The sequence below is a fragment of the Microcoleus sp. bin38.metabat.b11b12b14.051 genome (assembly GCF_013299165.1).
Lineage (GTDB): Bacteria > Cyanobacteriota > Cyanobacteriia > Cyanobacteriales > Microcoleaceae > Microcoleus.
The window spans coordinates 279,719-300,615 of record NZ_JAAFKD010000005.1; the positions used below are offsets into that span (position 1 = coordinate 279,719).

The 20,897-nt window shown below is 46.5% G+C and carries 17 protein-coding genes; 10 read left to right on the forward strand and 7 right to left on the reverse strand.

The genetic code is table 11. The annotated features are described in order from the left end of the window. Nucleotides 1–151: 151 nt before the first annotated feature. Complete coding sequence (locus QZW47_RS08640; RefSeq protein WP_293126094.1) at nt 152–979, forward strand: ABC transporter ATP-binding protein; 828 nt, start codon at nt 152–154, stop codon at nt 977–979. 146 nt (nt 980–1,125) lie between these two features. After that, complete coding sequence (locus tag QZW47_RS08645) at nt 1,126–1,896, forward strand: ABC transporter permease (RefSeq protein WP_293126096.1); 771 nt, start codon at nt 1,126–1,128, stop codon at nt 1,894–1,896. Here the strand turns inward: QZW47_RS08645 and QZW47_RS08650 are convergent. Then, on the reverse strand, nt 1,881–2,036 hold the full coding sequence (locus tag QZW47_RS08650; RefSeq protein ID WP_293126098.1) for a hypothetical protein: 156 nt from the start codon (nt 2,034–2,036) through the stop codon (nt 1,881–1,883). The two genes, QZW47_RS08645 and QZW47_RS08650, sit on opposite strands and share 16 nt — an antisense overlap. Before the next feature lie 262 nt (nt 2,037–2,298). Then, nucleotides 2,299–2,775: a 2-oxo-4-hydroxy-4-carboxy-5-ureidoimidazoline decarboxylase gene (uraD, locus tag QZW47_RS08655; protein ID WP_293126100.1), complete on the reverse strand. Its 477-nt coding sequence runs from the start codon at nt 2,773–2,775 to the stop codon at nt 2,299–2,301. Nucleotides 2,776–2,779: 4 nt separating this feature from the next. On the opposite strand from uraD, the gene QZW47_RS08660 reads away from it, so the two are divergent. Then, nucleotides 2,780–2,902 (forward strand): hypothetical protein, encoded by a 123-nt coding sequence (locus tag QZW47_RS08660; RefSeq protein WP_293126102.1) that lies wholly within the window; start codon nt 2,780–2,782, stop codon nt 2,900–2,902. A 172-nt stretch (nt 2,903–3,074) separates the two neighbouring features. Here the strand turns inward: QZW47_RS08660 and QZW47_RS08665 are convergent, their stop codons facing one another. The 3 genes from QZW47_RS08665 to hpxO all read right to left on the reverse strand — a co-directional run bounded on the left by QZW47_RS08665 (nt 3,075) and on the right by hpxO (nt 5,815). Then, nucleotides 3,075–4,088 carry an aromatic ring-hydroxylating dioxygenase subunit alpha gene (locus QZW47_RS08665; protein ID WP_293126104.1) on the reverse strand — a complete coding sequence of 338 codons (1,014 nt, stop codon included), beginning with the start codon at nt 4,086–4,088 and terminating at the stop codon, nt 3,075–3,077. Between the two features lie 153 nt (nt 4,089–4,241). Continuing rightward, complete coding sequence (gene uraH, locus QZW47_RS08670; protein ID WP_293126106.1) at nt 4,242–4,604, reverse strand: hydroxyisourate hydrolase; 363 nt, start codon at nt 4,602–4,604, stop codon at nt 4,242–4,244. Nucleotides 4,605–4,654: 50 nt separating this feature from the next. Beyond that, the gene (hpxO, locus tag QZW47_RS08675; protein ID WP_293126108.1) at nt 4,655–5,815 is read right to left on the reverse strand and encodes an FAD-dependent urate hydroxylase HpxO; all 1,161 of its coding nucleotides are present in this window, start codon (nt 5,813–5,815) and stop codon (nt 4,655–4,657) included. A 229-nt stretch (nt 5,816–6,044) separates the two neighbouring features. On the opposite strand from hpxO, the gene QZW47_RS08680 reads away from it, so the two are divergent. Continuing rightward, a complete protein-coding gene (locus QZW47_RS08680; protein ID WP_293126110.1) occupies nt 6,045–6,560 on the forward strand; it encodes a hypothetical protein in 516 nt (171 codons plus the stop codon). A gap of 109 nt (nt 6,561–6,669) precedes the next feature. Here QZW47_RS08680 and QZW47_RS08685 read toward each other — a convergent pair whose 3' ends face one another. Beyond that, complete coding sequence (locus QZW47_RS08685; RefSeq protein WP_293126112.1) at nt 6,670–7,890, reverse strand: glycosyltransferase; 1,221 nt, start codon at nt 7,888–7,890, stop codon at nt 6,670–6,672. Between the two features lie 94 nt (nt 7,891–7,984). Next, the gene (rsmI, locus tag QZW47_RS08690; RefSeq protein ID WP_293126114.1) at nt 7,985–8,857 is read right to left on the reverse strand and encodes a 16S rRNA (cytidine(1402)-2'-O)-methyltransferase; all 873 of its coding nucleotides are present in this window, start codon (nt 8,855–8,857) and stop codon (nt 7,985–7,987) included. Between the two features lie 99 nt (nt 8,858–8,956). On the opposite strand from rsmI, the gene QZW47_RS08695 reads away from it, so the two are divergent. From QZW47_RS08695 to QZW47_RS08720, 6 genes are all read left to right on the forward strand, one after another. Next, the gene (locus tag QZW47_RS08695) at nt 8,957–9,820 is read left to right on the forward strand and encodes a sugar kinase (RefSeq protein WP_293126116.1); all 864 of its coding nucleotides are present in this window, start codon (nt 8,957–8,959) and stop codon (nt 9,818–9,820) included. 242 nt (nt 9,821–10,062) lie between these two features. Then, on the forward strand, nt 10,063–11,196 hold the full coding sequence (locus QZW47_RS08700) for a cupin-like domain-containing protein (RefSeq protein WP_293126118.1): 1,134 nt from the start codon (nt 10,063–10,065) through the stop codon (nt 11,194–11,196). Between the two features lie 94 nt (nt 11,197–11,290). Next, nucleotides 11,291–12,169 carry an inositol monophosphatase family protein gene (locus QZW47_RS08705; protein WP_293126120.1) on the forward strand — a complete coding sequence of 293 codons (879 nt, stop codon included), beginning with the start codon at nt 11,291–11,293 and terminating at the stop codon, nt 12,167–12,169. 57 nt (nt 12,170–12,226) lie between these two features. Beyond that, entirely contained in the window at nt 12,227–12,424 is a 198-nt protein-coding gene (locus tag QZW47_RS08710) for a hypothetical protein (protein WP_293126122.1), read from the forward strand. Then, nucleotides 12,421–12,690, forward strand: coding sequence for a hypothetical protein (locus tag QZW47_RS08715; RefSeq protein WP_293126124.1), 270 nt, complete (start codon nt 12,421–12,423; stop codon nt 12,688–12,690). Before QZW47_RS08710 ends, QZW47_RS08715 begins: the two co-directional genes overlap by 4 nt. 276 nt (nt 12,691–12,966) lie before the next feature. Next, nucleotides 12,967–20,610 carry an FG-GAP-like repeat-containing protein gene (locus QZW47_RS08720; protein ID WP_293126126.1) on the forward strand — a complete coding sequence of 2,548 codons (7,644 nt, stop codon included), beginning with the start codon at nt 12,967–12,969 and terminating at the stop codon, nt 20,608–20,610. The last annotated feature ends 287 nt before the right edge of the window (nt 20,611–20,897 follow it).

Consider the following 20,897-nt stretch of genomic DNA (forward strand, 5'->3'; position numbering starts at 1 on the left):
AATGGTGAGTTGGTGTGATTGAAAACTTTTTGTATTTGGCGATATAGAAAGATTCAAGACCATCGACAATATATGGAATATACGATTTTTAAAGCCGTCCTGTATACAGAACAATGCTAATCGCTTACTCAAGAAAAGAGGTAGACTAATTATGGTACAGCATACAACGTCAACAGAGGCGATAGAAACGAAAGAACCCGTGCTTTTGGAATTCGATCGCGTGGGTTTAGAGTACCGAGTAGATGGTCAACCCAGACGCATCATTGACGAAATTTCGTTGTCGATCGCCCAAGGAGAATTTGTGTCATTTGTCGGGCCGAGTGGCTGCGGTAAAACATCTATTTTGAGGATGGTTTCCGGGCTAGCTCCAGCACCGCTCGGCGAAATACGGATGCGGGAAAAAAAGATTACTAAACCCCTAAAAAATGTCGGAATTGCCTTTCAGAATCCCGTGCTTTTGCCTTGGCGCAATACCCTCGACAACGTTCTGCTACCGCTGGAAGTAGTGCAGCCCTACAAGCGAGAATTCAAAGATCCGCAGCACAAGGCAAAGTTTATTCGATCGGCACAAGAATTGCTAACTACAGTCGGACTGCAAGACTTTCAGAAACAGTTTCCGTGGCAACTTTCGGGAGGAATGCGACAAAGGGCTTCGCTGTGTCGGGGGTTAATTCACCAACCGGAAATACTGCTGCTAGATGAACCTTTTGGCGCGTTAGATGCTTTCACCCGCGAGGAAATGTGGGTGATGCTGCAAGATTTGTGGATGCGAGTGAAGTGCGTTTGTATCCTGATCACTCACGACTTGCGGGAGGCTGTATTTTTGTCAGATACAATTTATGTGATGGGCCCGCGCCCGAGTTCGATCGTCTATAAAGTCAAAGTTAACCTGCCACGTCCTGTCACTTTAGATATGATAGTTTCAGATGAATTCAACCACATTGTTGCAGAGTTGAGGCGCCACATTCACCGTAATTAATCGTTGAGTGACAGATGCACGGGGGGTCAGAAACCGGGTTTTTAACCCGCATACGTGCTGAAAACCCTCAATATCTAAAAAACCCGGTTTCTTAGGGAGCGAGTGCGTCCCAAACTAAAATATTTGAGCAGACATTTGAGAAAGCAATGGATAATTTAGAGAGATTTGCTCGGTCAAAAACAGCCAGCATTGTGATGCCGCTTGCTGCAACAATCTTGCTGTTCGTGTTGTGGGAAATTCTGGTATTTTTGTTCAAAATTCCCCCGTACAACTTGCCCGCACCTTCAGCGATTATTGCTGCAAGTTTCAACCAAAGTAAGGCACTGATTGAAAACACAGGACAAACCTTGTTTACAACCTTAGCGGGTTTTATGCTGGCAATTGTGGCCGGCGTAGTGCTGGGGTTTGTCATTGGATATTCGCGCATTGCCTATGTGGTTCTTTACCCGTTGTTAGTGGGATTCAATACTGTTCCGAAAGTAGCGTTAGTGCCACTATTTGCGCTGTGGTTTGGCATCGGTACGGTGCCGGCAATTTTGACGGCTTTTTTGCTGGCGTTTTTCCCGATCGCAGTTAACGTAGCCTTGGGACTAGATACAGTAGAACCAGAGATGAAAGATGTAATGCGATCGTTGGGTGCATCGCAGCTCGAAATTTTCCAAAAAGTTGGATTCCCCCACACCTTACCATACGTCTTTGCCTCGCTGAAAGTGGCAATTTCCCTGGCCTTTGTCGGTACTGTAATTTCTGAAACAGTAGCCTCTAACAAAGGCATTGGGTACTTAATTGTCACCGCCAGTTCTAATTTTGACGTGCCTTTAGGTTTTGCAGGATTGATGGTTTTGGCAGTGATGGGAACCGTACTGTATGCCTTGTTTGCCGCCGCCGAGAAATACCTGATTTATTGGGCGCGGTGATGGGATGGATTCAACCAAATCCAGTGCCGGAAATTACCGTGCATATGGCCTAAAGGTTCTTCGTGCTGCACCGGTTTGATGTCTGTTACGGGTGTCGGCGCGGGGGATTTTTTGGTTGCTTGACGGTTGAAGAATTGCATAAATTTGCCTCCAAGATGTTGATGTTTCTGGGAGGCACATCGAAACCTGTCACCACTCTCCCTGGCATCAGCAGCGCTGAGCGAGGGTATGTCCGAATCTTTTTCTGTGCCTTATGATACTATTGTACAACTATTTGGGCGGAATGTATCGGTCGATCGGGTGATATCTCATTTTTGTTAGCTGACTCGGCGGTTGAAACCAGGTTTATACAAACGATGTCCGCCGACGCCGACTCAAGAAACAAGGTTCGTAGTGAGGACTTCAGTCCTCTTTCTTAATAGCCGAGTCCAGACGAAACCGCGCAATCTGATAAATTTCTGCTAAAGCCTGCTGCATTTCAGCTTCCGGGGAATTGTCGAGGCGGCGTTCAAATGCTTCGAGAATGGTGGTTTTTGTGTGATTTTTCACCGCCACAATGAAGGGGAAACCAAACTTTTCGCGGTATTCTCGGTTGAGAAATTGAAAGCGATCGAACTCTGCGACAGATAGCCGATCCAAACCTGCACCGGCTTGTTCGTTAACCGATGCTACAGCCATTTTTGCTTTGCTTCCCAAGTCGGGGTGTGCTTGAATTAAAGCTAATTTTTCTTGCCCAGTTGTGGAATTGACCGCAGCTACCATTTTAGCGTGCAAGTCGGCTGTGGAGGCAAAAGGGCGATCGTCCCAAGTGCGACGGGCGATCGCGGCCGAATGTTCAAAAATCTCGCCCAAGGCTTCTGTAAACGCCTCCTGATTCATTCCGTTGAGTTCAACTAGGGAGTATTGCATTGCTAAGAAGAAGGAAGAAGGAAGAAGGAAGAAGGAAGAAGGAAGACAGAAGAAGATATACACAGCAAGTTTGAGAGCTATTCATATTTTATGTTGAATTAGGTGGATTTACTCGATCGCTCAAATTAATTAATGCCAATTATTAACATTCAAGCAACAGTATTCGTGTGGTGCGTCGCTATGAGATTGTCGATCGCATTTAAAGATTTTCGAGGGCGACGCACCCTACAGCTACACACTGTCAACTGTCAACTGTCAACTGTCAACTGTCAACTGACTTTAGTTTGTTCGACTTCGCCGTGAGCTTTCAACAGTGCAGCAATTTTGCGGCGGATGATAATTCCCGGCTTATCTGTCAGCATATGCTGCTCTTGCGCGATGTCGAGCGGCACGTCCGAATCGGTGGTTTCTAAAATCCGCTTGTCCTCTAAAGTAACAGCGCGATCGAAAGCAATAATATCCCTGGCTTTTACCTCATTTTCTGTATCGTTGCGGAGACAAAACTGCACCATTTGAGAAGTATAATCGTCAATCGGAGTCATGGTATTGACGATGATGTGAACGAGTCCGTTTGGGTAAGCAATCCGCAGCTTGACAGTAAACGGCAGAAACCAAGTTCCGTCTATTGTCCGCACGGTTTCTTGCTGCTCTATTTTTAAGTTCTGCTGTTGCTGTGCCGGATTGGCGACACCCAAAACGCTGCGGTAATGCAGTTCCCATTCTGTTTCTGTAAACTCCATCACATCCGGCGTGGGATGTTCTTCGCTGCCGAAAGTTGTGGTATGTACAAAAGTAGGATGAGCCATATCTAATTCGTTTTCCATCACCCGCAATCCCGCACAATTCCAAGGTTCGTAAAATTCGTGAATTTGGCGGTAGTTGGGGTCTGCGGCTTCGGGAATATCGGGAATATCTGCGATGGGTTCGCCCAAACAAACCCAAACGTATCCGTAGCGATCGCAAGCCTGATAAGATTTTATCTTGTAGTTAGGAGAAATCGCGCCGTTTGGCTGTTGGGGAACGCGGACGCAAGTTCCTGACGAGTTGAACGTCCAGCCGTGATAAGCACAGGAAATGTTGCCGCTGACAACTTTTCCCAGGGAAAGTTTAGCTGTGCGGTGACAGCAACGGTCTTCTACTGCTGCGGGTTTTCCTGCGGAATCGAGCCAAAGTGCGATCGGCTGACCTAACAATACAAAAGATTTGGGTTCGTCGCCCAACTCGGCGAGGGGAATCACGGGATACCAAAAGCGTTTGAAAACAGGTTGTTTTGTGACTAACATGGTACTTTTTTGATATAAAAATAATTATTTGACATCTCCCCTCTTTAATTAAAAGATGGTAATTGGTCAACTTTCAACTTTCAACTGTCAACTGTCAACTGTCAACTGTCAACTGAATAAAGCTGTCAACTGTCAACTGTCAACTGTCAACTGTCAACTACCGCGATAGGTGCTGTACGACCAAGGCGAAACTAACAGCGGTACGTGATAGTGTGAGGTTGGATCGGCGATACCGAACTGAATCGGAATGCTGTTTAAAAAAGGCGGGTCGGGTAAATTTTCGGCGAATTGGGCGAAGTATTCGCCAACGGCAAATACTAATTCGTAAATTCCCGGTTTGAACTCGCTTTCTGATAATAGCGGAGCAGCGGTGCGGCCGTCAGCATTTGTTGTTACAGTTTTTAGCAGGGTTTTGGCGCCGGAGTTGGGGTCAATTGATTGCAGGGCGATCGACATATTTGCCGCTGGACAGCCGCGGGCTGTGTCGAGAACGTGAGTAGTAAGTTTGCCTGACATTATTGTAATCTTAAATGCTGATTTTTGATTGATTTTCCCGCTAGATTGTGCTAATGCAAGGGCCCTGCCATGATAACTTTGGCGATCGCATCTGTCACATCAGTTGGCTGTTCCTTAGCTAGTTGTTCGTACCACTGTTGTGTCACCTGCGGATCTTTACCATGAATTTGTTCGGCACGTTGGCGCGCTTTTTCTACAACTGCATTCGCCCGCTGCTTGCGCTCAGTTTCGTAACGTTTGAGCGCGTATTCTACCCCCAAATTCGTAGTCGAGAGGTAGTTGCTGAGTACGAGTCCGTCTTCCATGGCTTGACAGCCTCCCTGGCCCAAATCTGGGCAGGTAGCGTGGGCAGAATCTCCTAGCAAAGCAACTCTACCGCGAACGTAGGAGTCGATCGGCCCTACGTCGTGAATTTCGGGGCGGGCGACTGTTGCTGGATCTAATCTTTCTATCAACAATTGCACTGGTGCGGCCCAACCTGTAAAATGTTCTTTAAGTTCGGCTTTGTAATTGTCGGGATTTGCGGGAGTTCCGGTAGTTAAGGGAACATCGAAGAAAAAGTAAAAGCGATCGCCCGCTACGGGCATTAATGAGGCGCGCTTGCAGTCACCGACATAAATCGCCCAGGTATTTTTTGGCGCTAGTGCTTCATCCGCCGGTACTAGCCCGTTCCAATTGATATAACCGCCGTATTTCGGCTTTACTTCGCGGCCCAATACATAGGTACGCAAAATTGAGCGAACGCCGTCAGCAGCCACCAGCAAATCGCCCCGCGCTTTGTCTCCATTTTCAAAGATTGCAGTTACACCCGTGGCATCTTCTTCTACAGCAACACATTTGCGATCGAGCTTGACTTCTCCCTTAAAAGCTGCTAATAACATTTGTTGTAAATCGCGGCGTGCCACCGGATAAGGACGCTGACCGACTTGTTGAATTAGTGGCATTAAATCGATGTCATTTAGCAGTTGACCGATTTTGGTGCGGTATTCCATGCGCTCCATTTTGCCGCCAATTTTTGCCATGTTTTCGCCTAAACCCAAGCGGTTGAGCACTTTGACGCCGTTCGACCACATGGAGATGCCGGCCCCGGCTGGACGCAGTTCTTTTACGCGATCGTAAATTGCAACTTCATAACCTGCTTGTTGGAGGGCGATACCCGCAGTTAACCCGCCAATTCCGGCACCGATGATGACAACTTTTAAGTCGTGCATTCTGTGTTTCTCCTGCTAAATGACATCCTAATACCATTTTATATTTTAGATTTTAGATTTTAGTATCGAGAATTACATCTGAAGTCTGGTGCATCAGATTGCATTTATATCGGGGCCCGTCAATCACGAGTAATAAAAACAGGTTTGTAGTGAGGACTTCAGTCCTTCTTGGATTCGGACTAAAGTCCGTACTACGAACCAGGTTTGTAGTGAGGACTTCAGTCCTTCTTTGATTCGGACTAAAGTCCGTACTACGAACCAGGTTTGTAGTGAGGACTTCAGTCCTTCTTGGATTCGGACTAAAGTCGGTACTACGAACCAGGTTTGTAGTGAGGACTTCAGTCCTTCTTTGATTCGGACTAAAGTCCGTACTACGAACCAGGTTTGTAGTGAGGACTTCAGTCCTTCTTGGATTCGGACTAAAGTCGGTACTACGAACCAGGTTTGTAGTGAGGACTTCAGTCCTTCTTTGATTCGGACTAAAGTCCGTACTACGAACCAGGTTTGTAGTGAGGACTTCAGTCCTTCTTGGATTCGGACTAAAGTCGGTACTACGAACCAGGTTTGTAGTGAGGACTTCAGTCCTTCTTGGATTCGGACTAAAGTCCGTACTACGAACCAGGTTTGTAGTGAGGACTTCAGTCCTTCTTGGATTCGGACTAAAGTCCGTACTACGAACCTGGTTTGTAGTGAGGACTTCAGTCCTTCTTTGATTCGGACTAAAGTCCGTACTACGAACCCGTAATACAAACAGGTTTGTAGTGAGGACTTCAGTCCTTCTTGGATTCGGACTAAAGTCCGTACTACGAACCTGAAAAAAAACTAACTCACACACCCTACATATTAATTTTCAACTATCCTAAAAACTTGGTTAATTCGGCGAGATTCTGCCCAATCGCATTTGTGCCGCGAATGTGAGACAAGTGAGAACCTCCATACAAAAAACTATCCAAACTAACTTGATAATTTTGCTGCACCGCCAAATCCAGCCACAAATTCTTAAATGCTGCTCCCGGTTTGTAGTCGGGAATGTTATGCTGGTAGTAAGGAAAACTGTCAAGGCAAGTGTTGAAAAAGTTTTTCCGACCGCAATGCTTTAAATACTGATATCGCGGTTTGAATTCCGTTTGATTTTCCAAAACTGTATGAATCGTATCAGCTAAAGATTCAGGGTCAAATTTGGCGTAAAGACCCGCACATTCTGGGAAAACTGGCGAGTTTCCTCGGGCGTATTGGTTGAATTCTTCAAAACAAATTACTGGTACATTGCAACTCATTGCTTCGGTAATTCCCCGGTTTTTGCCTTCGAGGAGGGAACCGAGGACGAATGCTTGCGCCCGCGAATAATAGTTGGGGATTTCTTGGTAGTAGTCAACTCGCGGTAGTAAGTTGATGTAGTCGGAAGGATTGCCTAAAATCTCCTCTACTTGGTGCCATTCTTTTAAGGCGTATTCGTCGAGAGTTTTCAAGTTGTTGATATCAAAATCGTGACCGCTGACAACTGTTAATTTTATAGGTTTTTGCGGATACTTTTGGCGGTAAATTTTTAAGGCTTTGGCAATCATCGGCAAGTTCTTTTCTTCGGAAATACGGGCGACTGCGAGGATGTCGATGTCTTTGGCGGGGACGTTGCGAGGGGAAATTAAGTATTCGTTGATAAAGTCGGTGTCTTGCAGTGGTATGATTGGTTTGTTGGCGCGATCGGGATAGGTTTCGCGAAACCACTTGGCTCGGTGCGGGTTTTTGTATAAACTAGAGTAGGCATCGGCTACGGGCGCCCAAGAATAGGAAGTTCCGGGGGAATAGGTGAAGGAGAAAAATGCTGAGGAAAGTTGGGGAAAGAGTTTGTTGATGAGTTCTACTGCTTCGCTGAAGTAAATCCCTTTGATGAATTTTCCTTCGTAAAACAGCGGCGGCAGCAAGACGTAGAAACTTACTGTATCGAAGCGGTGGGGTTGATCTTCAAATATCTCCCAGCTAAAGGCGTCTAAGTCTGCATAGATTTCGGCGATTGGTTTGTTGATGTGGGGGTTGTGTAAGTAGGGTTTTTGGCGATCGTAGTTTCCGCGTACCATATAATTTGTTAGTGTGATTATTTGACTTTTTTTATTTAACCGCAGAGGGCGCAGAGGGCGCAGAGGAGGAGAAGAGAGAGTTATTCACAAGTCATCAAGGGAGTTGTTCGGGTGATTCGCTGTCGTCAAGTGTCAGGGCTAGTTGGTAGATTTGGCGTCGGGGGAGGGATGTTTGTTGGGCTAGTTGGCGACTGGCTTGGGAACGACTTATGCCTTCTCCTATTAATGTTTGTAATTCGGCTTTGATGGCTTCTTCTGAGAAAATTGGTGCGTCTGTTTGGATGCCGGCAATTATCAGGGTAAATTCTCCCTGGGGTTCGCGTGTGGTGTAAAGTGCGATCGCGCTTTCTATACTACCACGCCAAAACTCTTCGTGCATTTTTGTCAATTCCCGCGCCAGCACAATCTGTCTGTCGTTTCCCAAGGTGTTTGCTAAATCTTGTAAAGTTTGGCGCAACCGGTGGGGAGATTCGTATAAAATAATAGTGCGGGATTCTATTTGTACACTTTCTAAACTCCGCTGGCGTTCTTGACCTTTGGTTGGTAAGAATCCTTCAAATACAAATCTGTCTGTAGGCAATCCCGATGCACTTATCCCCACAATGCAGGCGCTGGGGCCGGGAATCGGAATAATGTTAATATTAGCATCGGCGCAGGCTTTGACTAATTCGTATCCGGGGTCAGAAATTCCTGGCATTCCGGCGTCGGTGACGAGGGCGATACTTTTTCCTAACAGCAGTTTGTCGATGAATTCGGGGAGTCGTTGCTGTTGGTTATGTTCGTGATAGCTGATTTGGGGCGTTTTGATTTGGAAGTGGTGTAAAAGTTTCCCTGTGTGGCGGGTGTCTTCGGCGGCGATGAAGTCTGCTGTTTGCAAAATTCGGATGGCGCGATACGTCATGTCTTCGAGATTGCCGATCGGCGTTCCGACAATGTAAAGTGTTCCTGTATTGGGATTTGGCTGCATTTTGATGGTTGGGAGTTTTTAGCCACAGATGGAACACGGGCGGGACGCCCATGCCACAAGATTTAAGCACAAATATAAGAATAAAAAAGTAAGACAGATATGGCAACTGGATTGTTTTTGGGATTGGCGACTTTGGATTTAGTTTATTTAGCCGAGAAGCCTCCGGGGGAAAATCAGAAAGTTGTTGCTGCTGATTGTACCATTGCTGCGGGCGGGCCGGCGACAAATGCTGCGGTTGCTTTTAGCGCTTTGGGAAATGCGGCGGTGTTGGCGGGGGTTTTGGGCACTCACGCGATCGCCCAATTAATCTGTGCAGACTTAGCAGAGTACAATGTCAGGATAATCGATTTGCAGCCAGGGCGATCGCACTCGCCGGCAGTTTCTTCGATTATCGTAACTCAAGCAACGGGCGATCGGGCAGTAATCTCGATTAATGCTACTAAATCTCAGGTTGACAGTCAAGCAATTAACCAGGATATTTTAACATCAGTTAATATCATACTATTTGACGGACATCAAATCGCAGCCAGCACAGAAATTGCTCAACTTGCCAAAACAAAAAACATTCCAATTGTCCTCGATGGCGGCAGTTGGAAACCCGGATTAGAGCAAATATTACCCTTCGTTGAATGGGCTGTGTGTTCGGATAATTTCCATCCGCCCGACTGTCACAATTCCAAACAAGTCTTTGCCTATTTGTCAGCAGCCGGAATTCCCAACATTGCCATCACTCGCGGCGAACAACCAATTCAATACTTTAGCAATGGCAGTTTCGGCAGTTTAGAAGTTCCTCAAATCAAAGCCGCAGACACTTTAGGCGCAGGCGACATCTTTCACGGCGCTTTCTGCCACTACATTTTACAAAAAAACTTTACAAACGCCCTAACCGCCGCAGCTAAGATAGCTTCCGATTCCTGCAAAGTTTTCGGAACCCGCGACTGGATAAAAAATCTGCAACCTTAACTTTAAGTTAACCAAAAAATCCGGAAAAAAGCGATCGCACCCAGAAAACTATAAGAGCCAACACTTGTTAAGCTAAAATAGTGATAGCAACCCTCTCTCTCTTCCTTAGCCGTGAAACAGGCGTCTCGCCTGTTCATTTTTGGGGCTCATAAAAAAACTCATTCACAAATCAAACAAGATTGCTATATTAGTTAAGCAACTTGAAGCACAACCAAACTACCCTAAAACAAAACACTCGAATCATGCCTAACACCCAACCCCTAACTATCACACTTCCCCCCTTGCGGATTACCCTCACCGAAGAACAACAGGTTAATCTAGAATGGCTGACGCAAAACTTGCCCAATTTACTCGCAGCAGCGCCAAGCAAGCCAGAAGTCCCAGACAACCTGAAACAGTGGGTGGCGGCAAACAAATTATTAAATCAACCAGATGCAGACATCATTCAAGGTCTAATAAATACAGGTATTGATGCCGAAACAGCAACCGCAGAAGTTACTAAAATATCCTCTCATCCATACTTCCAAGCAGGTAGTCAATATGTACAGTTGCTGCAAAAACTAGAATCGCAACTCAGCATCAACAATCAACTAGCAGCCCTCTCGTCCAAGTTTGGCGCAATCGAACGCAAAAGCAGCCTTTCCCGAGAATATTTCCTAGAAAATTACTACGCCAAAAATACTCCGGTAATTATCACCAACATCATGCACAACTGGAAAGCTTTACAGTTGTGGACGCCGGAGTATTTGCAGGAAAAATACGGCGATGCAGCGGTAGAAATTCAAGCCAACCGCAACTCTGATCCGGATTACGAAATTAAGGTACACAACCACAAAAAAACCGTTCTCTTCCGCGAGTATGTAGATATGGTTGTCAACGGCGGCCCCAGCAACGACTGCTACATGGTTGCTAACAACCAAACTCTGGAAAGAGAAGAATTTAAACCACTATTCAACGACTTTGAAATTTTCCCAGAATACCTCAATCCCGACGATACAAAAGGCAGAGTTTTCTTTTGGTTCGGCCCTAAAGGTACAATTACGCCACTGCACCACGACCCAGTTAACTTAGTTTTAGCACAGGTATCGGGACGCAAACTAATTAAGTTGATTTGTCCGCAGCAAACGCCTCTGCTTTACAATCATGTCGGAGTTTTCAGCAAGGTTGACGGCGAAAATCCTGACTACGATAAATATCCGCTTTACAGAGATGCGAAAATCATTGAGGTGATTTTGGAACCCGGAGAAGTTATCTTTATTCCTGTCGGTTGGTGGCATCATGTAAAATCGCTAGAGGTGAGTATTTCGGTTTCGTTTACTAATTTTGTGTTTCCCAATTATTATGAATGGAAATATCCTCATATTAATTGGTCGTAGACAGTTGACAGTTGACTGTTGACTGTTGTCAGTTGACAACTTGCAAATACTAATATCTATCTGCGTTAATTAGCGTTTATCTGCGGTTTAAAACATGAAAAGTCTCGAAGAATTAAGCGAAATTTCCCAAAAAGTTGCTTGGGGTGCCGCAGATATTTTACAATCCTATTATCGCCCTGATGCCAATACTCCCAACCTCGACATTCAAGAACAAAAAGACGGGCCTGTTACGGCTGCGGATGTCGCTGTAAATTCTTACATCCTAGATGAATTGCAGTCAGTTTTAGGGAATGCAGAATTTGGCTATCTCAGCGAAGAAACTTACAAATGTTATTTAGAAACTTGCGGCAAAGTTCCTTTACCTCAATCTTGGGTTTGGATTATTGACCCTTTGGATGGAACGCGCGATTTTATTGATAAAACTGGTGAATTTGCCGTTCATATTGCTTTAGCTTTCGAGGGGAAACCCGTATTAGCCGTTGTGGCTTGGCCGCAACAACAAAAGATTTATTATGCCATCCGCGATGCTGGTGCTTTTGGGGAAAGTCGCGGGGGTTCTGCGGTGAAATTGCAGGTTTCTGCACGCAATATAGTGGCAGATTTATCTATAGTAACCAGTCGCAGTCACCGGGACGATCGCCTAAATCGATTATTGCACAAATTTCCCTGCCAAAATCAACTGGCTGTCGGTAGCATCGGCTGCAAGATTGCGACGATTGTCGAACAAAAAGCTGATGTTTATATTGCGCTTTCGGGGAAGTCTGCGCCGAAGGATTGGGATTTGGCGGCGCCGGAATTGATTTTGACCGAGGCGGGCGGTCAATTTACTCGTTTTGATGGTTCTGCTTTGCAATATAACCGAGGAGATGTCAGTCAGTGGGGGGGATTGTTGGCGAGTAATGGTTGCTGTCACGCTGCTTTGTGCGGGGAGGCCCAGAGGCTTTTGGCTGAGATTGATTCGGGTTTGAAATAAGTGCGATCGCCCTTAAATAATTTGGTATACTGATCGTATAATGATGTGGCAAAATGTATGAGCGTCAAAGAACTTGAAACAGTAATTATGAACTTGTCGGTTAAAGAACTATCGGAGTTAACTACTTGGCTGATAGAGTATCGCCAACAAGTCTGGGATCGGCAAATTGAAGAGGATTTGGAGGATGGGCGGTTAGATGCGCTACTTGATGAAGTTGATGCAGAGTATGAAGCTGGATTGGCTAAAGTGTTATGAAGCATCTGACTTTACCGCGTTTTTGGCACTGCTATCACCAGCTACCTAAAGAAATACAAGTCTTAGCCGATAAAAATTATGAATTACTCAAAGTCGATCCATATCACCCTTCGCTGCATTTAAAAAAAGTTGGCAGGCGAAAGCAATTACAATCGGTGCGAGTAGGCGATAGTTACCGAGCCCTGGGAGTTGAGAAATCTGAAGGTATTGTATGCTTTTGGATAGGGACTTATGGTGATTATGATGCTATATTAGCTCAGAAATAAAGCCCCGATCGCACATACAGCAGATTCCACGTTTATGAAGTACACGCCACATCGATAGAGCCCGTAGGGACACGGCACAATCGATCTTCCGCAATATTACTTAATAATTTTCCCCATCTTCATCAAAACTTTACTTAAACAGATATTTTTAAGCAAAACTTTACATATATTCTCTTGAAAGACTGTTATGGTTGCTACAACCTTCAGGAATAGTTTCGGACGCAAGTCGCGAAATAGGGAAATTATTGTCTTTTTTTCGCTATAAATAGGTGTCTTATGCCAAATTTAAATACTCAAGTTTCTAGAAGTTCGATCGCCTTTATCGACAGTCAAGTACCAAATTATCAAAGTTTGGTGTCTGGGGTAACACCCGGTACGGAAGTTGTAGTGTTGGATGGGAACGAGGATGCGATCGACCAAATTACTCAAATCTTAGCCGATCGCACAAATATTGACAGCATCCACATCATTTCTCACGGCACTCCCGGCCGCTTGCAACTGGGTAGCGGTAGCTTGAGTTTAGACAATGTAGAGGCTTACTCCGAGAAATTGCGGCAGTGGCCCAGTGCTTTCACACAAGGCGCGGACATTCTGATTTATGGTTGTAATGTGGCATCAGCACTTCGGATTTGCCCGAAAGTCCGCCGGGGGTTCAAACCCCCGTCTCATAGCGCAAGTCGGTTGAAACCGACTGAAAACAACTCATTTATTCAGTCCTCTTCAGAGGACTTGCGCTATGAGACGGGGAATTCATTCCCCGGCGGTACCGGGGAACCAGCCAGAGATTTAGATGTAGATTTGGATCGAGATGGTTTTGCTTTCATCCAGCGCATCGCCCAACTCACAAATACCAATGTTGCAGCTTCCAAAAACCTCACGGGAAGCGCGACAAAAGGTGGCGATTGGAAACTCGAAGCAACAACCGGGGAAATTAAGACACCGCTGGTATTTGCACCCGAAGTGTTAGCGGGTTATGAATACGTTTTGAATAGTTTCAAGGCAGCTAGCAACTTCCCTGTGGGTTCAAATCCCGTCTTGGTTGATGTCGGAGACTTTAACGGCGACGGCATCAAAGACTTAGCCGTGGCGAATAGTAACGCTCCCGGAGGCGGCACTTCTAGCATATCCATTCTGTTAGGAAATACCACCGGTGGCTTTAACACTGCTACTAACTTGCCCAAGGGGAGTGCAGCACTTGCCATAGCCAAGTTTAACTCAGATAACTATGACGACTTGGTTGTGGATAATGGCAATGGTTCTGTATCAATGTTTTTTGGGAGTAGTAGTGGTTTAGGTGCTCCCGTCAATCTATCTTTCGACTCGAAGATTTTTGCTAATTACATTGCTGCGGCAGATTTTAATGGTGACGGTCGGCAAGATATAGCCATAGCGACTACTCGCGCCACCGGCGTACCTAATACTAATAGCGCCGTCTCAATTCTGTTGCAAAATCCCGACGGGACTTTTGCTGCTCCTAAAAACCTTTTGGTAGGAATACAGCCCACTTCCATCACCGTGGGCGACTTTGATGGCGGCGGTCAACAAAACGACTTGGCTGTCGCCAATCGCACAGGTAACACAGTTTCGATTCTGTTGGCAGACAACAAAGGAGTCTTTACTAATGGGCCAACTATCCCAGTGGGAACTGGGCCGTATTCTATTACTGTAGGGAAGTTTGATGCGGACAACACAGACGACTTGGCTGTAGCTAATCTTACCTCTAAAAACGTCTCAATTCTGTTACAAAAAAGCGCTGGAAGTTTTACCGCTGCTCCCAATCTAGCAGTAGATACAAGTTTCCTGGCTGCCGGAGATATCAACGGCGATGGCAAGTCTGACTTGACCGTGACAAACGGTACAGCTAAAGCCGTTTCAGTTCTGTTGGGAACAGGCAATGGTCAATTTAGCACTGCTATTGACTTTCCTGTGGTGGGGCCTGTTTCCGTTGTGGTGAAGGATATTGATGGAGATGGGGCGCTGGATATTGCTGCAACGAACTTCTCAGATAACACTGTTTCGGTGCTGCTCAATACACCCAGTAAGGTAAGTTTTGTAGGTGCAAAAGGAAATGGTACTTACAATGTCAATGAAGGCGCTACCGACACAATACTCAATATCCCGGTTACTATCACCAATAGCAGTTCTTTCGGCGATGTCGTTGTACCAATTGTCATCGACCCCAGCAGCACAGCTACTTTAGGTGCTGATTACACTCTTTCAACTACATCCCTGACTTTTGCTGCTAACACTACTACTCTCACCCAGAATATTGCAGTCACTATCAAAGCTGACAATATCGTTGACAGTAACGAACAAATTGTTCTAAACTTTGGCAAAATTACAGGTGGCACTGCCGTTAGTGGCAGTCAAGCTAAAGTTTTTATCTTGGACAGGAATAGTTCTTATACTATTGCCGCCAATACTCCTAGCATTCTCGAAGGCAATTCTGGCAAAACTCCAGCAACATTTACGATCGCTCGCAATGGCAGCACGGAACTGTGGAGTACGGTAGATTATAGTATCGCCGGAACTGCAACTAATGGCAGCGACTACAATAATATCGGTGGCACTTCTGGAGCAATTGCTGCTACTGGAAAAATCACTTTTTCAACGGGTGAAACTGCCAAAACTATTACTTTGGATGTGTTGGGCGATGGATTAGTTGAACCTGACGAAACGATCGCAATTACGCTATCAAATCCTGTTTCACCGGGTGGCGCGCCGATAATTACTACGGCAACTGCTACCATGACGATCGTAAATGATGACACTGCCGGCTTCACCGTTGCACCTACGAACATCACTGCTACAGAGGGCGGCGCAACTGGCAGTTACAAAGTCAAACTAACTGCACAACCCACGGCACCCGTTAACATTAGCTTTAATACTGGCAATGCAATTAGCCCGATCGCCACACCGATTACTTTTGACAGCACTAACTGGAATCTCGAAAAGACTATCACTGTCACTGCGATCGACGACAATGTAGCACAAGGAACGCACACAGGGACGATCACTCACACAGTTACCACTACCGATGCGAATTATAGTGGCAAAGTGATTCCCAATGTGACGGCATCGATTACTGATAACGATAGTCCCGGTGTGTCGATCGTGCAATCTGCCGGCAGTACAAATATTGCTGAAGGCGGTGCAACGGATACCTACGGCGTGCTTCTGACTAGCGCACCTACTGCACCTGTGACGATTAATTTTGATGCGGGGACTCAAATTAGTACGATCGCACCTATCACTTTTACACCTGCTAATTGGAAAGTTGTTCAAAATGTGACTGTGAGTGCGATCGATGACAGCATAGCCCAAGGAACTCACAGTGGCACGATCGCTCACAAGTCTGTCAGCACGGATACCAAGTATAACAACCTGACGATTTCTCCTGTGACGGCCACGATTGCTGACAACGATACAGCAGGCGTGACTATTTCACCGACGAGTACAACTGCTACGGAAGGCGGTGCTACTGGCACGTACAGCCTTAAACTTACTTCGCAGCCGACGGCACCTGTGACGATTAGTTTCGGTACTGGGAATCAAATAAATGCGATCGGCTCTATTACTTTTGACTCTACTAACTGGAATGTGGCGAAACCAGTTACAGTCACGGCTACGGACGATACGGTTGTTGAAGGCAATCACACAGGGACTATTTCTCATACGGCTGCGAGTGCTGATACTAAGTATAACGGGATTGTTGGGATTCCGAATGTCGCGGTGGCGATTACTGATAATGATGTAGCGCCAACTCCGACGCCAACAACTGTCACGCCGACTCCGACTCCAACTCCGACGCCGACATCTGTCACGCCGACTCCGACTCCGACATCTGTCACGCCGACACCTACTCCAACATCTGTTACGCCGACTCCGACTCCAACATCTGTTACGCCGACTCCGACTCCGACATCTGTTACGCCGACTCCGACTCCGACATCTGTTACGCCGACTCCGACTCCGACATCTGTTACGCCGACTCCAACTCCAACATCTGTCACGCCGACTCCGACTCCAACATCTGTTACGCCGACTCCGACTCCGACATCTGTCACGCCGACTCCGACTCCAACATCTGTCACGCCGACTCCGACTCCAACATCTGTTACGCCGACTCCGACTCCAACTCCAACTCCGACGCCGATATCTCGGATATTTGACGACTCTGGGAAACGTAATGATCGACCCCTATCGATCGATCTGCCGCAAACTATCGGAAATGTCGATCGGCCTTTGAGTGTTCCCACGGTAAGTTTTTCCCAAGCTACTTATAAAGTCAATGAAAGTTTCACAGAAATTGTTCAGGCACAAATTACTCTCACTCGCACTGGGGATCTAAACGACATTTCCAGGGTCTACCTAGGTCCTCCTATTGGTTCAGCAACTTTGGGAGCAGATTGGAACTTTTCCCCCAATTTCTCTCCTGATATCACCTTTAACCCAGGCGAAAATAGCAAAACTTTAACAATTGACATCTTACCCGATGCTATAGCTGAGGGAACAGAAGAAATTGCGTTTCAGATTAGCAATCTGCAGAATGCCTATATTGGCACCCAAAGCTCTGCCACAGTGCAAATTTCGGATGCTGCAATTTTCAGCGACACGAAGGTTCCGCCGATATCTGTTGGGTTCTCAGCCATCTGGGGAGACTACAACAATGACGGCAAACTGGATATCCTCGGAAGTAACGCAATCTACGAAAACACTCGAATCTACAACAACACCAGCGGGAGTAGCGAATATGGCTTTAGCGAGTCTAATCGAAAAGGTTTGCGAGGTAGTAACTCAGCATGGGGAGATTACAACAATGATGGGCGGCTGGATGTTGCGCTGAGCAACTACGAATACAACAACACTTGGGGTCGTAATGCTGAAAGCAGAACAATCTACAGCAACAAAGGTAATGACTTTGCCTTTGAAACAACACTACCTGATGCTTACCCACAAGATTCCTACGTGACTTGGGGAGATTCTAACAATGATGGTCGTCTCGATATCTTGCGAACTGGCCCAAATAGTTCAAGGATAAGCACTCTACTCTACCGCAACGAAGGCACTGTCAACGGTCAATACAGCTTTCAAAATCTCGGAGCGCTCCCCACGGGGGAGTCACTACCACCCAGTGGCAATGCTGTCGCTTGGGGGGACTATGACAACGACGGTAAACTTGATGTTCTGCTCAATGTGCCGGATTCCAAAAACTGGCCAACCGCTAAAGTTTATCGCAACTTGGGCGATGGCGCTTTCAGTGACATTGGCTTAGAATTTCCCGGTTTGACAGATACCGTCAACGGTTTCAAGACGGATTTTGTCTCTTCGGTTGCTTGGGGAGACTACAACAACGATGGCAAACTCGATATCCTACTCACAAGCCTGGATGGGAAAGGAAAACCTATTGTCAAAGTTTACCGCAATCAAACCAGCATCAACGATCCTAAAGGCTTTTACGACAGTGGTGTGCAAATACCTGGTTTGTATGCTGCTCAAGCCACGTGGGGAGACTACGACAATGACGGGAGACTCGACATTCTGCTAACAGGTCGGGACGAAGAAGCAGGAAAGTACATAACCAAAATCTACCGTAATACTAGCAGTCGAAGCAGCGATAGCTTTGAGAGCGGTGTAGAGATAGACAGTCAGCCGCTTGGTCTACCCAGTTCTGCCACTTGGGGTGACTACGACAGGGATGGTAAACTCGATATTCTGGTAGCAAACCAATCCACCAAAGTCTTCCACAACAACACCCCTAAAGCGAACACTCCTCCCACCGCACCTACAGGGCTGACGGCTGTAGCTTCGGGCCCAGAAGTTACGTTCAACTGGAATAAAGCGACTGATGCTCAAACTCCTGCTAATGGTTTAAGCTACAACCTGCGAGTTGGCACTACACAAGGGGGCCAGGATATTCTTTCCCCGATGTCTCTTGCCGATGGAACTCGGCAACTCGTGGGGCTGGGAAATGTCAATCAAAACACCCGCTGGCAACTGAAAGACTTGGCTCCAAAGACATATTACTGGAGCGTGCAGGCGATCGACACAGCTTGGGCTGGTTCACCTTTCGCCACAGAAGGCGAATTTACTATAGTCCCCAACCGACCACCAGTTTTCAACTACGGCCCCACAACCAGCCCGTGGCATTACAACTTTCTACCAGTAAGCAACTCATCCACATTCACCTACACGTTCCCGGCGAACACATTTACAGACCCGGATCTTCCCGGCGACAAGCTCACCTACACAGCCACTCTGATGAATGGCAGTCCCCTACCAAGCTGGCTCACGTTTAATCAAAATACCCGTACCCTGAGCGGCACAAGCCCCAGAGCGCAGGAGTTAAGAATCAAGTTAAAAGCTACAGACAGGGCTGGTCTTAGTGCTAGCGACGATGACGGTATGTTGCTGACATTTAGCAGCACGGGTTTAGTTATCGACGGCTACATTTCCGGTGCAAATCTCTTCCTCGATGCCAACAAAAACGGCATCAAAGATCCCAACGAACCATCAACAATTACCGACGCCAACGGTGAATATAATCTCAACATCCCCTTCGATATTTTCGACAAAAACAAAAACGGAGAAATCGACCCCGAAGAAGGCAATTTAGTTGCAATTGGAGGCATTGACACCGCCACCGGATTACCTCTAGAAACCCCAGTTACCGCACCTGTCGATTCCAGTGTCGTCACCCTATTAACCAGCTTAATCGCCGACTTAATAGATAAAGGAACTACACCAGAATCAGCGCAATCTTTAGTCAAAGCTGCCCTAGGACTCCCCGCTGATGTTGACCTGACCACCTTAGACCCCATCCTCGCTACCAACAACAACCAGCCAGGCGGAGTCCAAGTCTTAGGGGCCATGGTGAAAGTCCAAAACGTCATCACTCAAACAGTCGCTTTGATTGACGGTGCATCCAGTGCAGCCAATCACGATCTTGTCAAAGCTGTTGTCAGTTCAATGGGCGATAAAATTCAATCCGGTTCAGTCTTAAATCTCAGCAATCCAGCGGCCTTAGAACCAATAATTCAGCAAAGCGCTGCTAAAATACAGCAGATTGACCCCAGTTTCAAAATTGAAACTGTCACCCAAATTACCCAGCAAGCAGCGACAGTAATGGCAACAGCAAATCAGCGCATCGATCTCGCTCTCACCAACCCAATAGCAACATCAATTCCCCAAGCCGTGGCCCGCGCCCAACAAGTAGCCTTGGGCGCAACCAGTCAAGACTTCAAAGCAGTCGGTGCCGGAACAAAGTTTATTTCCCAGCTAGTTACCGACAATACTGGTGCTGCTTTAGATAGCAAAATTCAATCCGCTATCTTGCCGACAAGCCTTGCGGTTCCTGTACTCATCGGCGACGCCAATTTGCTCACCAATTCCCCAAATATAATCAAGGGTACAAATAGCAATGACACCCTCACCGGCAGCAATCGTAATGATGCGATATACGGTTTGCGAGGCAATGATTCCCTAGACGGCGCTTTTGGGGATGACACTCTTTTCGGCGGCAAAGGTAGCGATACTTTGCTGGGTTCTGGCGGTAACGATATCTTGTTTGGCGGTCAAGGAGATGATACTTTGCTAGGTGGCGATGGTAATGATATCTTGTTTGGTGGCAAAGGAGATAATTTCCTGAATGGCGGTTTTGGAAATGATACTTTGACAGGAGGAATAGGAGTCAATAAATTTGTAATTGCTGCGAACTCTGGGAGTGATGTTATTACGGATTTTACATTTGGTGAAGACGTATTAGTATTGGCTGACGGGTTGGTTTCCGGGCAATTGACGATTACTGAGGATCGAGGTAAAACTTTAATTCGGTTGATCCAAACAGGGGAGCTTTTAGCTACTATCAACTCAGTTGCGGGCGGCAGAAGCCTTAGCGCGATTAATTTCGGATTGTTTTAAAGGTTCGTAGTGAGGACTTTAGTCCTCATTATTCTTCAGCATCCGTAGGGTGTGTCGCCATAGAAAATCGCCGTCACCAACTCGACATTCTGATAGCGACGCACCTTACTCATCGGTGAAACTATTCTTCAGCATCCGTAGGGTGTGTCGCTCTATAAAATCGCAGTCAGCAACTCGACAGTCTGATGGCGACGCACCTTACTCATCGGTGAAACCCAAAAATCGGCTGGTTTTTTCAACTATCGTCTCAGGTGCGTCGCTAATAGAAAAGTCGATTAAATGCCAGA

What these genes read in the sequence shown, in the direction of transcription:
- QZW47_RS08640 (WP_293126094.1), top strand. Translation starts at nt 152, where the DNA reads ATGGTACAGCATACAACGTCAACAGAGGCGATAGAAACGAAAGAACCC.
- QZW47_RS08645 (WP_293126096.1), top strand. Translation starts at nt 1,126, where the DNA reads ATGGATAATTTAGAGAGATTTGCTCGGTCAAAAACAGCCAGCATTGTG.
- QZW47_RS08650 (WP_293126098.1), bottom strand. Translation starts at nt 2,036, where the DNA reads ATGCAATTCTTCAACCGTCAAGCAACCAAAAAATCCCCCGCGCCGACA.
- uraD (WP_293126100.1), bottom strand. Translation starts at nt 2,775, where the DNA reads ATGAATCAGGAGGCGTTTACAGAAGCCTTGGGCGAGATTTTTGAACAT.
- QZW47_RS08665 (WP_293126104.1), bottom strand. Translation starts at nt 4,088, where the DNA reads ATGTTAGTCACAAAACAACCTGTTTTCAAACGCTTTTGGTATCCCGTG.
- uraH (WP_293126106.1), bottom strand. Translation starts at nt 4,604, where the DNA reads ATGTCAGGCAAACTTACTACTCACGTTCTCGACACAGCCCGCGGCTGT.
- hpxO (WP_293126108.1), bottom strand. Translation starts at nt 5,815, where the DNA reads ATGCACGACTTAAAAGTTGTCATCATCGGTGCCGGAATTGGCGGGTTA.
- QZW47_RS08685 (WP_293126112.1), bottom strand. Translation starts at nt 7,890, where the DNA reads ATGGTACGCGGAAACTACGATCGCCAAAAACCCTACTTACACAACCCC.
- rsmI (WP_293126114.1), bottom strand. Translation starts at nt 8,857, where the DNA reads ATGCAGCCAAATCCCAATACAGGAACACTTTACATTGTCGGAACGCCG.
- QZW47_RS08695 (WP_293126116.1), top strand. Translation starts at nt 8,957, where the DNA reads ATGGCAACTGGATTGTTTTTGGGATTGGCGACTTTGGATTTAGTTTAT.
- QZW47_RS08700 (WP_293126118.1), top strand. Translation starts at nt 10,063, where the DNA reads ATGCCTAACACCCAACCCCTAACTATCACACTTCCCCCCTTGCGGATT.
- QZW47_RS08705 (WP_293126120.1), top strand. Translation starts at nt 11,291, where the DNA reads ATGAAAAGTCTCGAAGAATTAAGCGAAATTTCCCAAAAAGTTGCTTGG.
- QZW47_RS08710 (WP_293126122.1), top strand. Translation starts at nt 12,227, where the DNA reads ATGAGCGTCAAAGAACTTGAAACAGTAATTATGAACTTGTCGGTTAAA.
- QZW47_RS08715 (WP_293126124.1), top strand. Translation starts at nt 12,421, where the DNA reads ATGAAGCATCTGACTTTACCGCGTTTTTGGCACTGCTATCACCAGCTA.
- QZW47_RS08720 (WP_293126126.1), top strand. Translation starts at nt 12,967, where the DNA reads ATGCCAAATTTAAATACTCAAGTTTCTAGAAGTTCGATCGCCTTTATC.